This is a genomic window from Nostoc sp. CALU 546, from assembly GCF_048836525.1.
This window is the reverse complement of record NZ_JAWJTF010000006.1, coordinates 149,621-165,542: the sequence shown is the minus strand read 5'-3', so window position 1 is coordinate 165,542 and position 15,922 is coordinate 149,621. Positions and strand designations below refer to the sequence as shown.

Annotated in this window: 14 protein-coding genes; 8 read left to right on the top strand and 6 right to left on the bottom strand. The window is 41.8% G+C overall.

Features of this window, described 5'->3' with window-relative positions; all coding sequences use genetic code 11:
• Window positions 1–240: 240 nt before the first annotated feature.
• Together RRG12_RS05125 and RRG12_RS05120 are read left to right on the top strand one after the other, a co-directional pair.
• Window positions 241–1,317 (top strand): D-alanine--D-alanine ligase family protein, encoded by a 1,077-nt coding sequence (locus tag RRG12_RS05125; RefSeq protein WP_420758583.1) that lies wholly within the window; start codon window positions 241–243, stop codon window positions 1,315–1,317.
• Window positions 1,318–1,675: 358 nt separating this feature from the next.
• Complete coding sequence (locus RRG12_RS05120) at window positions 1,676–2,170, top strand: hypothetical protein (RefSeq protein ID WP_420758582.1); 495 nt, start codon at window positions 1,676–1,678, stop codon at window positions 2,168–2,170.
• 922 nt (window positions 2,171–3,092) lie between these two features.
• Here RRG12_RS05120 and RRG12_RS05115 read toward each other — a convergent pair.
• The 3 genes from RRG12_RS05115 to RRG12_RS05105 form a co-directional block, all read right to left on the bottom strand.
• Window positions 3,093–4,025: an alpha/beta fold hydrolase gene (locus RRG12_RS05115; RefSeq protein WP_420758581.1), complete on the bottom strand. Its 933-nt coding sequence runs from the start codon at window positions 4,023–4,025 to the stop codon at window positions 3,093–3,095.
• Window positions 4,026–4,173: 148 nt separating this feature from the next.
• Window positions 4,174–4,680 (bottom strand): DUF4112 domain-containing protein, encoded by a 507-nt coding sequence (locus RRG12_RS05110; protein WP_069070230.1) that lies wholly within the window; start codon window positions 4,678–4,680, stop codon window positions 4,174–4,176.
• 86 nt (window positions 4,681–4,766) lie between these two features.
• Window positions 4,767–5,666, bottom strand: a complete 900-nt coding sequence (locus tag RRG12_RS05105; protein WP_069070231.1) for a YihY/virulence factor BrkB family protein — start codon at window positions 5,664–5,666, stop codon at window positions 4,767–4,769.
• Here RRG12_RS05105 and RRG12_RS05100 point away from each other — a divergent pair.
• Together RRG12_RS05100 and RRG12_RS05095 are read left to right on the top strand one after the other, a co-directional pair.
• Window positions 5,665–5,808 (top strand): hypothetical protein, encoded by a 144-nt coding sequence (locus tag RRG12_RS05100; protein WP_420758580.1) that lies wholly within the window; start codon window positions 5,665–5,667, stop codon window positions 5,806–5,808. The genes RRG12_RS05105 and RRG12_RS05100 overlap by 2 nt on opposite strands.
• A gap of 48 nt (window positions 5,809–5,856) precedes the next feature.
• Window positions 5,857–6,333 carry a hypothetical protein gene (locus tag RRG12_RS05095; protein ID WP_420758589.1) on the top strand — a complete coding sequence of 159 codons (477 nt, stop codon included), beginning with the start codon at window positions 5,857–5,859 and terminating at the stop codon, window positions 6,331–6,333.
• Window positions 6,334–6,436: 103 nt separating this feature from the next.
• On the opposite strand, the gene RRG12_RS05090 is transcribed toward RRG12_RS05095, so the two are convergent.
• Complete coding sequence (locus tag RRG12_RS05090; protein WP_420758579.1) at window positions 6,437–7,303, bottom strand: SDR family NAD(P)-dependent oxidoreductase; 867 nt, start codon at window positions 7,301–7,303, stop codon at window positions 6,437–6,439.
• 374 nt (window positions 7,304–7,677) lie between these two features.
• A complete protein-coding gene (gene thrC, locus RRG12_RS05085; protein ID WP_420758578.1) occupies window positions 7,678–8,769 on the bottom strand; it encodes a threonine synthase in 1,092 nt (363 codons plus the stop codon).
• A 621-nt stretch (window positions 8,770–9,390) separates the two neighbouring features.
• Here thrC and RRG12_RS05080 point away from each other — a divergent pair.
• Window positions 9,391–9,582, top strand: coding sequence for a hypothetical protein (locus tag RRG12_RS05080; RefSeq protein ID WP_181929754.1), 192 nt, complete (start codon window positions 9,391–9,393; stop codon window positions 9,580–9,582).
• 100 nt (window positions 9,583–9,682) lie between these two features.
• On the opposite strand, the gene RRG12_RS05075 is transcribed toward RRG12_RS05080, so the two are convergent.
• Complete coding sequence (locus RRG12_RS05075; RefSeq protein WP_420758577.1) at window positions 9,683–12,043, bottom strand: hypothetical protein; 2,361 nt, start codon at window positions 12,041–12,043, stop codon at window positions 9,683–9,685.
• A 345-nt stretch (window positions 12,044–12,388) separates the two neighbouring features.
• On the opposite strand from RRG12_RS05075, the gene RRG12_RS05070 reads away from it, so the two are divergent.
• The 3 genes from RRG12_RS05070 to RRG12_RS05060 all read left to right on the top strand — a co-directional run.
• Complete coding sequence (locus RRG12_RS05070) at window positions 12,389–14,050, top strand: iron uptake porin (RefSeq protein ID WP_420758588.1); 1,662 nt, start codon at window positions 12,389–12,391, stop codon at window positions 14,048–14,050.
• Window positions 14,051–15,211: 1,161 nt separating this feature from the next.
• The gene (locus tag RRG12_RS05065) at window positions 15,212–15,646 is read left to right on the top strand and encodes a leucine-rich repeat domain-containing protein (RefSeq protein WP_420758576.1); all 435 of its coding nucleotides are present in this window, start codon (window positions 15,212–15,214) and stop codon (window positions 15,644–15,646) included.
• Window positions 15,621–15,922: leucine-rich repeat domain-containing protein (locus tag RRG12_RS05060; protein WP_420758575.1), on the top strand; the 302-nt coding region annotated here is incomplete at its 3' end. The genes RRG12_RS05065 and RRG12_RS05060, both read left to right, overlap by 26 nt.

The window sequence follows — 15,922 nt, the reverse complement described above, 5'->3', positions numbered from 1 at the left end:
ACCCATTTTTCTGATAAATAAGAATGGGGAATGGGGGAATGGGGAATGGGGAATGGGGAATGGGGAATGGGGAATGGGGAATGGGGAATGGGGAATGGGGAATGGGGAATTTTTATAACTTCTGCCTCCTGCCTTCTGCCTCCTGCCTCCTGCCTTCCTTGATAAAATAATATAGAAAAATATGGCAACTTTTGTAGGTTGTGATACGCTATCTGCTTTAGGAGTGTGGAGGAACCGAAAATGACTAAGCTGCGCGTGGGGTTACTATTTGGCGGTCGTTCGGGAGAACATGAAGTTTCGATCAAATCAGCACGGGCGATCGCTAAAGCCTTGAGTGCAGAGGAAAATGCTAATAAGTACGAAATACTGCCTTTTTACATCCAAAAAGATGGACGCTGGCTGGCGGGAGAAGCACCCCAAAAGGTTTTAGAAACCGGCAGTCCCCTACTGGAATCAGAACAGTCAACTTCTGAAGCCCAAACTCTAAGCAAGTGGCAATATCCCTCTCAAGTTGCCCAAGTGGATGTTTGGTTTCCCATTCTCCACGGCCCCAACGGTGAAGACGGGACAATTCAAGGGTTACTCACCTTGATGCAAGTCCCCTTTGTTGGTTCTGGGGTGTTAGGTTCGGCAGTGGGAATGGATAAAATTGCCATGAAAATGGCCTTTGAGCAAGCGGGACTACCACAAGTAAAATACAAAGCAATAACTAGAGCGCAGGTTTGGTCTAATCCTTGTGTGTTTCCGAAATTGTGTGATGAAATTGAGGCAGCATTAGGTTATCCTGCTTTTGTCAAGCCTGCTAATTTGGGTTCATCAGTGGGTATTGCCAAAGTGCGATCGCGTCAAGAATTAGAAGCCGCCTTAGATAGTGCTGCCAGTTATGACCGAAGGCTAGTTGTAGAAGCTGGTGTTGTAGCCAGAGAAGTCGAGTGTGCCGTTTTGGGTAATGAGCAACCCCAAGCCTCTGTCATTGGAGAGATTACTTATGACAGCGATTTTTATGATTATGAAACTAAATATACCGAGGGTCGCGCAGATTTACTGATATCTGCACCACTTCCAGATGCGATCGCCCGTCAAATTCAGGACATGGCTTTGCAAGCTTTTGCAGCTGTTGATGCTGCGGGGTTGGCAAGGGTAGATTTTTTCTATGTGGAAGCGACACAAGAAGTTTTTATTAACGAAATAAATACCTTACCAGGCTTTACTGCAACGAGTATGTATCCCCAACTCTGGGCCCAGAGTGGAGTCTCTTTTCCAGAATTAGTTGATCGGTTAATTCAACTTGCTCTTGAAAGAAATTCTCCTAGCTAAGGGAGAAAATAGACTAACAGACTTTTAGATAATCACAGCAAAAAGTCACAATAAATACAGAATTGTGGCAAAATTTAGCCAGATTTGGTAGCTTATGTTTTACAAAAAAGCTACTAAAATCTGAAATTTTGTTACGGATACCTGATGATTAACTCCTCCAGTACAATTTATTGACTAGAGGGGTACAAATCTGAAAGTAATCATGGAAAAAAGTCAGAGTGTACAGCGCGAGCGAACCCAACTAAGAAGGGCTACTCCAGAGCTGACAAACAGGAAATCGAGATTAAAACAAAGCTCGAATGTTCTGATATATCTGGTCACACATCATCCTTGGCTATTGTTAACTGGGTGTTTAGCCATGTTTCTAGGAGGTGGTGCTTTTGCCCTGTATAGCTTAGGTAATGCTGGCCAGGTAACACAAGAAGAACCAGAAAAAATCCCAGTTATAGTTGAAGAACCAATCAACGTGCCCTCTGAGAGTAGTAATCCTACACCTTTATGGATGGTAGCTGCGATCGTCCTCAGTTGTGGTAGTGGTTGTTTGCTCATTTTCCGAATGCTTAACCGGACAACGCAACCGCAAAAAGTCCAAAAACAGGTTAACCGCCATCAGGCACGCTTGGCACAGAATCATTACCAAAGATTGGAACCACGTCTTCCCAAGAACCAACCAATTTTTGTGCCACAGCCACAACTGATGCCCCTTATGCAGATGCAACCTAAAACAAAGCATCTGGTAACGGTTCTACCAGCAGAACACAAGCACCACCTGGATACGCGCACAGAACCTTTAGCAGACCTGATGGATCTTCGTAAAAATAGTTCATTGTCTGCAATTTTACGCCAGTATTAATACTACCGTAAAGTAAAACCCGGTTAAATTAACACTTTTTGCCAATTAGCTTGGCTCAGATTCCCGACTTCTCTAAGAAGTTGGGAATCTTGTTATATAGCGCTTCTCAGTTGAGTGGAATACAGACCTAACCCCCAACCCCTTCCCTACTAGCATTGGGAAGTAAGATTCAAAGCCTCTCTCCTTTTAGGCTACGGTGTACACACAAGATTTCTAGAGTTGCGCCACAGGCTTTTGATCCCCCCAACCCCCCTTAAAAAGGGGGGCAAAAAGCTCTCAAAGTCCCCCTTTTTAAGGGGGATTTAGGACGATTTTGTTTTTCTAGAAAGATGTGTGTACACCGTAGCCTAAAAGGAGAGAGGTCAAAGTGTATTGCATACAAACGAGAACCACTATATATGAATGATTGATCAGAGAAGACAGGAGGAAGTTCGCCGAAAATCCTCCTGAATGCTACATAGCTGATTAACTGCTTTTAAAAAGTGAGATATGAACAATTAGAAAATTTAAAAACATGCCAAAATGGCAACCAGCTTTTGATTAATCAAGTTAAATTGTATGAAGATAAACGACTTCAAGGGTTTTGTTGTCAGGGACTACCACGTAAGCAAATTCCTTTTGTAAAACACTATTTACTAAGTGATTTACAAAAATAAAAAACTATCTCTACCACTTATTTACAGAGTATTTTTCTCAGTAAATAAATATCAATAATCAAGTTTGGCATTTGCTGCGACAGGAATATTAAATGCGTATGGGCGTTGTTGTTGAAATACGCATTAGCCCCCAAATAACGGGCAACGTCTGTATACATTCCTGTTCACTTCAGCAGCAAATGGCAGAGTGGGAGTTTGAAGCTAACGGATATGCTTCCTCTCACTCTCTTTTTATCGGAACAGAATTCTGGCTTCTGAATTCTTCTTTAGAAGTTAGTCTCTTGTAAAAACTTAAGAATCGCTGCATTTAGTACCTCAAAAGCACCAGTTGAGGCATCATGACAGCAGTTAGACAAAATCTGTAATTTGGAATTGGGGATATGCCGATGCAATTTTTCACCATGACTAGCAGGAAACCAACTATCTTGTTCACCCCATAAAACTAGTGTAGGACACTCAATTGCACTCAGTTTGTTTTGAATTTTGGTGAGCATATTTGGCTTATGTGCTTGCCAATTCTCAATTTCTAGCGCTGCTATTTGTAACTCTTCGGCAACTTTTGTGATCGTACCAGGCAATTCAATAAACGGGTAAGTTATCCAATAGACATCTTCCTGTGTCAAGATTGAGGGATCAAACAATACCCCACGTCTTTCTATTGCCATAATTTCTCTAAATAGAGGTGCAAACAAATATGCCAGACGTAAAGAGTCAATTGTTTGCATGACTTCCAAAGGCGTTTGGGCAAGTAACCACATAGCCCAATGGGGTAGTTTTTCTGTAAAAACAGGTACATTTACTACTACAAGCCGCCCGATTAAGTGCGGATTTTCTTGAGCAAGGGCAAGGGCAACTAATCCCCCCAGAGATTCAGCTACAATTACCGCTGGTTCATCACATAATGCCTGAATAATTCTTTGAAACTCAATAACTTGATGACCATTGTCTTCTCTACGAAATGATGGTTTTTCCGAAAAACCAAAACCTTTGGCATCAAAACAAATTACCCGGTAATGTTTAGATAATGGTGCTATGCTATGGCGCCAATTATAGCTCCAACTACCCATGCCATGTAATAAAATTAGCGGTTTCCCTTTACCTTTTTCGCCATAAGCAATTTGTACAGGATACCCTTTAGCATCAGTAATAATTAGACTTTGCCGCCCTTTAGGAAAAGTAGCTTGCCACCAATCTTTCATTCCGTTATCAATAAATGATTTAAGCAATTATGGGTTTTAAGTTGCATAGCAACTAACAAGAAGTTCGGCAAACGCTAATTACGAATTACGTTAGCGTAGCGGTAGCGAGTCCGCGAGCGTCATTACGAATTACGAATTACGAATTATTCTAACCGCCTGTTAAGGCGTTCCACAGGATTCTAATTAGTATCACGGGCAACGCTACTAAGACAATAGAGATTAGCAACAACCCAGCCAAAACGGCAAGAATAAACCACTTGTCTGCACTCTTTTGCTCGCTGGGAAACTTTAAGTACTCTTCTAATAGCTTGATATTATTAGTGTTAGCTCTCCAGGCAAAATCAAAAAAGTCTCCCAAAACTGGGACAGTGCCTACCAAGCCATCAATGATCACGTTCACAACCATTTTACCTAAAGTGGCTCTAGATACACCTAGCCGCGCTGCTTCTAGGATGATGTAGCAAGAAAACATCACTCCCAAAAAATCACCACCAATCGGTATGAGTCCTAAAATTGGATCTAGACCAAAACCAATCTTTGTGCCAGGAATGGTAATAACATTATCCAGTAACCGACTTAGCTGACGCAGGCGCTTTAAGGTGGGTGCTTTGGCATCAGGTTCAATCATCGAAAATCGAGGCGGAGAATCAGACATGAAGGCGATCGCTAACTTTGTATTGAATCGTTGACATTTTACTCCCCTAGTGAGCTTTTGCAAAAATTTTCTCAGGGATTTACTAATTAATATTTTTCGTGAGATTGCGACTGCGCTTTTAAGCGGATATCATCGCCCACAGTCACATTCAACTGATCGCCGATTAGCATAACAGCAGCGCTCATCGACAGCCAGAGCATTAAAACTATCACAGCCCCTACAGCACCATATACTTTATTATAATTGCCAAAATTCGCCACATATAGCCGAAATATGGCAGACAACATCGCCCAAAAAACAGCTGCTAAAATTGCTCCAGGCATCATTGGCGTGCCTGGGTTCCACTTACTTGGGCCATAGCGATAGACAAAGCCAAAGGCAACAGCAACAATACTTAAAGCTAAGGGCCAGCGTAACAGCTGCCAAAGATGCAACAAAAACATCAAAGAACCATTTCCGCTTACTACCATTCCCAACAACCAATCGCTGGTAAACACTGACAAAGAAGCCAATACTAAAAGCAACATAGTACCGACTGTTAATCCCAGAGAGACTAGCTTGGCTTTCCAAAAGGGGCGGATCTTTTCTGGAGGAATTTGATGGATTTGGTCGAGGGCTGTCATCGCAGTACTCACCGCCCCAGAAGCAGTCCAAATTGCTAATATAAAGCTCAGAGAAAACAAACCGCTATTTCTAGAATTGGTAATTTCTGTAGTCGCAAAATCACGAATCAGAACCAGGGCTTCTTCAGGTAGGACTTGACTTAGTAGTATTGCCAGTTGTTTAAAGGTGTTTTGTAAAGATTCTGCCAATAAGCCAATAGCTGTGATGATCGCAAGAATTGCTGGAAACAGCGATAGCATGGCATTGAAGGCGATTTCCGAGGCGAGTCCCAAAAGTCGTCTTTCCATTGTCCGGGAAAAAGTTTTTTTGAGCGTGCGCCAATTGAGATGGCGAAAAAAGCGGAAAAAACGAGGCTTTGGCATGGATTTAGAGTTAAAACTGATGAGGTTTCTTAACTACTTTGCCAAATTTTGCGTAACGATCGCATCTATCTTTTTACCGCAAGAATACCGAGTGAGAAATCCAGGTTGTACAGACGCGATTAATCGCGTCTCTCTTGACTAATGACCATTGACTAATGACCATTGACTAATGACTATTGACTATTTATTTATGAATCAAGATTTAACACAACAGTGGTTGACAGAAATCCAGACAATTAAAGAGCAGATGGCAGAGTTGCAACACGAGCGCGATGCAGCTTGGGAAAGTGCCCAAAAATGGCGTCAGCTTTATAACACAGAAGCAGAACAGCGCCGCACAGATGCCCAATTATCCCAACAGGCGATCGCTTCTCTCAAGGCAGATTTGCATAAACTTAAGGGTATTGAAGCAGAGACACTGGCTGCTGGGACATCAGTTACAGCGATCCAAGAAGAAATAGAACAGCTAAAATCTGTGGAGGACTTGCAAGCTAAACTCATCGCGGTAATCAAAGAACGCGATCGCTTTTTCCAAGCTTTGAAAACTGAGCAAGATAACCACGCCCAAACCCGCAATAGCCTTACTACTGCCTTGGGCGATGCTATTGATAGCTTGACACGTGAGCGATCGCTAGGAGTAGGAGACAAAGAAACACCAATTTCTTAAGTCCGCGCAGGCGGACGAAAGTTTGTGTAGCCGCGATTTCTAATCGCCAGGTATATTTGCTTATTGGTTTTAACCCTTTGTACTACAAAAAATAGAAAACCTTCTATTTCCTAGGTATTTCTGCATAACCCCGATTTATTCCAATATTCAAATTTCCTCTACGCCTTGAATTCGCTTTTTCTATACCAATCAACCGATAAATTGTATTTACAAATGGTGGATAAATTTGTCCAATTGCAAGCAATAATTTAGTCATACTTTCGTTAAGCAGACCGCCATTGACTATTACCTCTGCCTGGTTTTGCTTAAGAGCTTTGATGACTGCATTTGCCACATCAGTCGGTATGGAAGTACCTGCAAGCTGAGGAATTTTTAAATCACTATCAACAGTCATCCCGGCTCTACTGACATATCCCGGACAGATCGTTGAGAGATTTACACCAGTACCAGCTAATTCTTCTCGTACAGCATCACTCCACATAATCAAACCAGCTTTACTCGCAGAATAAATGCTGTTGTAAGCAACTCCCTTTTTGCCGCCCAGAGAAGCAATATTAACAATATGTCCTGTCCCGCGTTCTAACATACTTGGCAGTAACAAACGCGTCAATTCCATAGGAGCAAGTAAATTAGTCGTAACTACTGACTGGATTTCTTCGAGAGAATAATCTACAAAAGTTCGAGAAATGATTATTGCAGCATTATTAATTAAAATATCAACTGGGCCTACCAATTTATTAATCTGATGCACTAGAGTAGAAAATTCTGTCACATTTGTTATGTCAAAGGGAATACTTATTCCTTTACCGCCAACTATTTTGATTTCATCAGATGTTTTATCTAACCCTGACTTGGAACGAGAAACGCTGACTACAGTTGCTTTTTCTTTTGCCAAAGTACGAGCAATATATACTCCTAATCCACGCGAAGCACCAGTCAAAAGTACTGTTTTACCTTTAAGACTTGTCATGATAAATTCCTGGTATTTTAATGCTGGTAAAATTTGCAGATTGCAAACAACCAATAATTTATAAAGTCAGAAAATTAGGAGTAGCGATCAGCAAAATATATGATCAATAATTAATTCGTACAAAATCCAGATAATACTTGCGAACCCTGCTCTTTATCCAGTAGTACTGACCTTACAAGTGCCTGACTTTTCAAACCAATATTATGTCGGTGAGATACTTAATTGCAACTGATATGCAACACCATAAGTCTCTTTTGGTCTGGATAAAGTTTAAAGGGCAAGGGGTAAAGGTAAATTCAAACCCTTTCCCTTTGCCCTTTCTCCCTTAACCGAAAAGTATTGGAGTTACCTAACGCTAGCGCTTTGCGTTAATCTTAAAATCCCATTGCCTTAGCTACTGCACCCAATTCTGCGGCAATACCCTGTTGAAATTGACTGTGATTGTGTTTAATGGCTGTATCTGGGTCTTTTAAACCATTGCCTGTGAGGACACAAACCACTGTCGCCCCTGTGGGAATTTGGTCTTTCACCTGCAATAAACCGGCTACAGAAGCGGCGCTAGCGGGTTCACAGAAGATACCTTCTGATGATGCTAAAAGTCGATAAGCGTCGAGAATTTCTGCATCGGTGACGGCGTGGAAATTTCCCTGGCTTGCGGTTTGGGCTGCGATCGCTAAATCCCAACTAGCGGGGTTGCCAATGCGAATTGCTGTCGCTAGGGTTTCGGGATGCGCCACTGGCTGTCCATGTACCAAGGGGGCTGCACCTGCGGCTTGGAATCCCATCATTCGGGGTAAGCGATCGCACTTTTTGGCTTGATGATATTGACAAAATCCCATCCAATATGCTGTGATATTGCCGGCATTACCCACGGGAATACACAGCCAGTCTGGGGCATCACCCAGCGCATCAACGATTTCAAAGGCTGCTGTTTTCTGCCCTTCTAGGCGGTAGGGATTGACCGAATTTACCAAAGTGATTGGATAGCTTTCGGCCATCTCGCGGACAATTTCTAACGCTTGGTCAAAATTGCCTTTAATTGCCAATACTTCTGCCCCGTACAGCAACGCTTGAGCTAACTTGCCCAGTGCCACATAGCCGTCGGGAATCAGTACAAAGGCATTCATGCCCCCACGCCTCGCATAAGCGGCTGCGGCGGCTGAGGTGTTCCCTGTGCTGGCACAAATTACCGCTTTTGCCCCTGCTTCCTTAGCCTTGGAAATTGCCATAGTCATCCCCCGGTCTTTGAAGCTGCCGGTAGGATTCAGACCATCGTATTTTACAAAAACCCGAACTTGTCTGCCAATACGTTCTGCGATCGCTGGCACTGGTATTAGCGGTGTATTTCCCTCTAATAGAGTGACAACCGGTGTTTTTTCGCTGACAGGCAAATATTCGCGATAGGCTTCTATCAGTCCGGGCCAGGGTTGGCGATAAGATGTAGCAACAGACAGGCTCAAAGTCACGGGATTTAAAATTTCTTAATGTAAGGATTGGATATTTTAGAGAGGGTGGGATCAGGAAGTGCAGAATAGGGAAGAGGAAGAAAGTGAATTTTTCTTTGCTAGTTCCCAGTTAAGAGTCCCTTAATTCCATTAAGAATATTATTTTTTGTGGTGCAGGCGTTTCACTTGCTATTTTTTATTTTATTTAGAACGTCAGTTTATCATAACCGCCACAGTGACATTAGGTTCAACAAATTAGCTTGGGGCAGAGAGGAAAACTCTTCTCCCTGCTCCCTTTCTTCTGCCCCATTCCCTTGTGGATCGAGTTTTTCATAATTTGGCGTAATTCTTGATAGAGTCTACATATAATTTCTTGCGTAAATTCACCAAAAACAGCGATAATAATTCGTACAAGCATAATTGACAGGCTATCAATTAAGTACCATCTCACTGGATGGAAGCTTTACACACTTGGGGCGATGTTTTATTTGGAACACAGCCATTATGATCACCGTCTCTTATGATTGAACCCAAAATCCATTAGAGTAATTGATTGAAAATACACAATAATATAATAAAGCTGAAAAGAGCATTATTATATTATTTCTAATGGTGTGAGTTAAATTGTGGATTTAATTAGCGATGCCTACTTGTTTATCTAATGTTTCCGATCGCGAGTCCCAGGCTAACTGGGTCAGTAAGTTAACCAAGTCTTACTATCAAGACGATCAGCAAGCTAAATTGATGCATTTACAGGCAGAGGTAGACTCTCTGTTGCAGCAGTTGGAAAACCTGAAGCACCAACGTCTAGCCGAAACTAACCAAAAAGAATAAGTTAGTCTTCTAGATAGCGATGTCTACGACGGGCTACGCCTACGCTTTTCCCCTCTCTAATTTAAATTTGAGTAAGGGGTAAGTTTTACTAAAGCGGGTGCTATTCAAAGCGCTGATTTTTCTCTGACCAGCGCTTCAAACTATAGTTATGAGCATTTTCTACCAACAAAGCAAAGGATTGCACCCCTGAAAGTCTGGCGATCGCAGAAAGTCTTTGTGAGTACTTTCCTGTAAAATCAGTGTAAATGACTTTATTCCCATCAGATAAAATTATAGTCCGGTCACGGCGTTGCTCTGTGTTCTCCCTCTGAATTCCAGGTGTAGACTCATTCAAGGATGTTATTGCTTCTGGTGAGATAGTCAGTATTATTTCTGGTTGAGCGTTATTTGTTAAATCAATCACTTGAACAGGCCAGTTACCCAATTTTTCCTGCATCTGTTCAAAGCTAGGAATAGCCCCAGCCGGAACTTCACCAGATTGCTGTAAAGATTGCCACAAACTCGATAGCATTATCTTCACCCTTTGGGGATTTTGTTGATACAGTTCCCGTAGAGTAATAGGAGATGGTTGCACCCATTCTAGTGCTGCATTGGTCAAGGCTAAAGGTTTTGGTTGAAGAACATCGTTTTGATTATCTGGAATTTTTGGGCCAGCAGCTAATAGGCGCAAAACTTTACCCCGTAGTTGCACCGCTTTGATAGCGGCTATAGTAATTTGTTGTTCTCCATTTGGTAACCAGACCACAATTTGGATTTCAGGGTCAGAAGTGATTCCCAAAGTTTTCCCCAAAAATTTAGCGGCGTCAGTTTTGGGTGGGTTGAAATTCTCAAAAGGGAAATTTAGCCAGCGTTTTCCGTCATTAAATGCACTCACCTCCACCTGATACCAAACTTGGTTATCTGTGAGTTTCAAATCTGCTGAGGAATTTGTTTGCAGCCAGTCGGTGTTAGTAACTTGAGTGATTGGTTGGACTGTACCAACAATCTGACTAGGGTGAGTAGAGGATATTTGCGACTTTGTACCCTCACCATTGAGTCTTGCTAACAGACTTTGAATATAAGCAAGATTATCTTTTGTAATTTTTGGTTGCGCCTTTAACCAAGAATTAGCATGTCCTTCTCCTCGCTGAACTGCTAAAATCAAAGCGAACCAAGCTTGCACCTCTCGTCTATTTGGGTTCACCCGCAACGCCGCTGCTGTGCGATTCCACAACCGTTTTTCATCAGCTTTGAGTAGGGTGGCAATTTCTTGGGCATTATGTGGCGACGCTTCAAACACCTGTAAAGCCTTCTCCCAGCGACCATCAATCAAATCTGCTAGTGCTTCTTGACTAGGACTTGCCCAATTTTTTTGGGCTTGGATTTTGGTAAGTTGGGAATGCAAACGAATCAAATCCATTTGTCCTTGCGCCGCCTCTGGTAAAACTCCCTTGCGCTGTTTTTTGATTGACTTCAACCATTCAAAGGCTGGTGTCCACAGTCCACTACGGGCAATTGACAGGGCATTTTGGTATGCAGAATCCTTGAAAGCTGGTGATTTGAGGGTAATTTCCTCCAATTGAATTGGTTTGAGGAATAACTTCAGAGGCTTGACTTGATAAACCTGTAAGTGGGGTTCTAAACCTATAGTTTGATCAACAACTAACTCTTTTGTACCATCACCAGTTACCTGCTGCCATTTGGGAAATTGTCCATTAGGACTAGTCCAAGACAACATTTGTAGTAAATTTGTGCGTTCTGGATTGTAGTATACGACGTGACCGTATGCGATCGCACCAGTTCCTTGTTGGCGTTGACCCCGCAAATCAAACCAAACCCCTGGTGATGGTGTCCCACCTTCAAAACGTTGTACTTTATTTAAAGGTAGAGGAATATTAATATCTTGAGGTTCTAATGTTCCATCAAGTAAGGGAGAAATCACAAAGGATTCATCTGGGCCAGTTATAGGTAATTGAGTCGCTAGATAGTAGTAATTTTCTGACTGAGATTTAAACTCTAACTCTTCTGATAGCTCGTAAACTCTGAGTTCCACCAGTTCTTCACAATCAGATTGACAATTAGCACGCTGCTGAAAAACTGGCAGTAAAAATGATTTTTTCGCATCTTGATGTAAAGGCAGAGTTTCCCCCAATATTTGGTTTTTTTTACTCAAATCGAGTTGAATTTGTTCGAGAGTTTGGGGGCGTTCGTGATTACCAAGGGGGATTTGTGCCCATGCAGGTAAAATTTTATTTAGCCAGCTTACCTGGTCTGGATTGAAAATGAAGAGAACGCTAATCCAGGCAAAAGCCATAATTAGACTAGCACTACTGAACAGAATTGCGATTGCTAGCGTTGACGACAAACAATTTCCCCGTTTTAGTTTTTTCTGGGGTTTTTTAACAACGCGTTTCATCGCACCTGCATGAGGTTTATTTTGTTTAGAGGCTTTTGGTGTCAGCTTGCGTGAACGATTTGCCATAGATTAGGGACTGGGAATTAGGAATTAGGGATTGAGAATTAGGGATTGGGAATAGGGATTGGGAATTAGGGATTAGGGATTGAGAAAACTCTTTCCTAGTCCCCAGTCCCCAATACCCAATCCCCAGTACCCAGTCCCCAATACCCAGTCCCCAATACCCAATACCCTGTTATACTCGTCCTTTCAGAACTTGCCCAGAAGCATTAAGTCTAATTTGGGACAAAATCCGTAAATGTCCCCATGTGAACCCTAGATGATCGCGAATACACTCTTCACTTAAGTATGTGAGCAGAGTGTAAAAAATTGAAAGGTAGACTTATTAGCCGCAGTCATCGCAAAACCTGGATGCTCGCATGGTTACTAATTGCGGGAGTAAATGGAGTTGCACAAAAAGCACTAGCACAAGAGTACATAGATACAATAACTACTCAGGAGTCAGGAGTTAAGAGCGATAATATTATTCCCTCATCTCCCTCCCCAGAAGAACCGATGGCGCAAGTTACATCGGTTTCTCAACTCAAGGATGTACAACCAAACGATTGGGCATTCCAAGCATTACAGTCTTTAGTAGAACGCTATGGTTGTATAGCAGGCTATCCAGATAGTAGCTATCGCGGTAATCGCGCCTTAACTAGGTATGAATTTGCCGCTGGTGTGAATGCTTGTTTAGATAGAGTCAACGAATTAATCACTACAGCCACCAGCGATTTAGTGACTCGCGAAGATTTAGCAACATTACAAAAATTGCAGTCAGAATTTTCCCCTGAATTAGCAACTTTACGGGGTCGTGTCGATAGTTTAGAAGCCAGAACAGCCGAAATCAAAGCCAACCAATTCTCAGCAACAACCAAACTCAACGGACTATTAATAGTTGGCGTTCAAGGACGGACTAGCAATCGTGGTGATGTAAATCCTAGAGATGGACAAAAAGATACAGATGATGCAGGGACAAACACTAATGTTATATCCCTCGCGCAACTATATTTAACTAGCCAAATAACTCCCAATAGTTACTTGTTTACAGGTCTTATAGATGGTAAAGGAAGAACTACGCCTAGATTTACCAATAGTGTTTCCCGAAATGACGTTTTACTTGGCTACGAATTTCCTACAGATAGCTTGATTGTAAGTGACCTCAATTTGCATTGGCTGGTGACAGATAAATTAGCAGTAATGGTGGGAACAGAAGGCGTAAGTATGCCAGCTGCTTTCCGAGGCCCAAATCGGGTAGAAAGTGCTGCAACAGGGCCGCTGTCTTATTTTGCCCAAAGAAACCCAATTTTAAATATGGGATACGGTCACGGTGGTATAGCTATTGATTGGCAATTTACTAAACGCGCTAGTTTGCAGGCAATTTATACTAGTTATCAACCAGGAAATCCTGGGACAGCTAGTGGTTTATTTGATGGAACCACCACTACAGGTGTGCAATTACTGCTGACACCAACTGATACTCTCGATTTAAGTTTGTATTACGTTAACAATTACTCTTCTGATGGTTGTTTACTAACCTTTGTTGGCGATGAATGCTTAACTACAGTTAATACCACTACCGGAAGATCAGCACCGCTGCAAACTAACGCCGTGGGTGCGACTGTAACTTGGCAAATTTCTCCCCGCATTAGCGCAGGTGCATGGGGTGGTTATACTAAATCTTATATTCCTGGGCAATCAGGAAATGTAGAAACTACGAATTATATGGTGTTCATGAATTTCCCTGATTTATTTGCTAAAGGTAATTTGGGAGGAATTTATGTTGGTCAACCTCCTAAAATTACCAGTAGCAACTTACCTGTGGGGAATAATGTCCCTGATTTTGTAAATACTGGTTTAGGACGTGCAGGTGGACAACCAGGAACGACCACTCAAATCGAGGCATTTTATCGTTTTCAGCTAACAAATAATATCAGTATTACACCAGGAATAATTCATATCTTAGAGCCTGGTCATACACCAGATAGTGACTCAGTTACTATCGGCATTTTGCGAAGTACTTTTAGTTTTTAATTTTTTGTAAATAAAAAAGGTTTGGCGGTGAGCCAAACCTATATATAAATCCAGTGCATAACAACATCCCGAATTAATTTACTCATTATTCTATTCATAGGGCATCTTCCTATAGGATGTGTGCAAATATCCTGAAACCTGATAAGACATTACTCCAGTATTATTGAATACCTAAAATATAAAATTATCTGCCATAGGTTAGAGGCTATGGCAGATTAATTTAGATGTTAAAATTAGCAAAAAAACTAGCAGTATTTTTATATCCAGAACTTACATTAAAGCGATTTTTCCAACTAGCAAGCAAAATAAAAGACGGGATAAACCATCCCGTCTAAATAGCTTGAAAGTGGAAATACACCTTGAACTGTGGAAAAATAGCACAAATAAAACTCAATAGATTGTAAGGCTAGCAAATAATCTTAACAGAAAATTTTAGTTGAGCTTAGTTTTTTTTAATGTTTTAATTATTTGCATTCTAGCAAATATATCATATTTTGCTTTGAGTGTAATGCCAAAATGCCAAATAATCAGCAATAAAAAAGACGGGCTTTAGCCCGTCCTATGTATAATAAGTAAAAACATCTTGGTAATTTCTGCAATATATCAAAATACTCTAATTACAATGTGCCAAATTGCCAAATACTTAGCAATAGAAGATGAATATTAATTTATCTGTAATTGGATATTTTTATCAGCTATAAATTTTACTATCAACATAAATGAATAGTTATCTAGATTGCCTCCTATTCGGTGTAAACTATCACAGTAAGGTAAGTAAATTTCTTACAAAAGTGCTTTTTGCACTCTTGTGAGAAAAGGATAAGAAGAAGAGTAAATTGTGAAGACTTGAGAGGTTTGTCATTTCAAGGGGCTGGGTGTTTGCTCATCTCGACTAATTTGCAGCAGCGATCGCAGTAGCTCGGTTTTTATACCTTGATTCCTTAACGCCATTGTTGTTGCGGTGCAGATCGCAGGTTTTATAGAGTAGAAGCGATGGAAACCCCTGTATAAGATTTGTTTGCTCTATTTTCACCCTTGGCGTTGCTTGCTGTTTATTAGAGTGTTAGGCTGAGATTTTCTGTCTAAACACCTGTATAAGCTGTTACCCAGAAAAAGTCTGGCTATTACTCCGATTTTGGTAGTGAGAGAAAGGATTTGGTCATGGCAAGAGATGAGGCTTATCGTGAAGCAGAGCAGCGTATTGAAAAAGCACGACGAGAGGGAGCAATAAAACTCGATCTCAGCAACATAGAACTTACTGAAATACCAGAAGCGATCGCATCCCTGACTCGGTTGCAACAGCTTTACCTCTCCAGTAACAAACTAACGAAACTGCCAGAAGCGATCGCATCCCTGACTCAGTTGCAACGGCTTTACCTCGATAACAACCAATTGACCGAACTGCCAGAAGCGATTGCATCCCTGACTCAGTTGCAACTGCTTTACCTCCGCAATAACAAACTAACGAAACTGCCAGAAGCGATCGCATCCCTGACTCAGTTGCAACAGCTTTACCTCTCCAATAACAAACTAACGAAACTGNCCAGAAGCGATCGCATCCCTGAGTCAGTTGCAACAGCTTTACCTCTCCAGTAACAAACTAACGAAACTGCCAGAAGCGATCGCATCCCTGACTCAGTTGCAACACCTTAAGCTCTCCAGTAACAAACTAACGAAACTGCCAGAAGCGATCGCATCCCTGACTCAGTTGCAAACGCTTGACCTCTTCAACAACGAACTGGCGGCATTGCCAGAAGCGATTGCATCCCTGAGTCAGTTGCAAACGCTTGACCTCTCCAACAACGAACTGGCGGCATTGCCAGAAGCGATTGCATCCCTGACTCAGTTGCAACAGCCTTACCTCGGCAAACA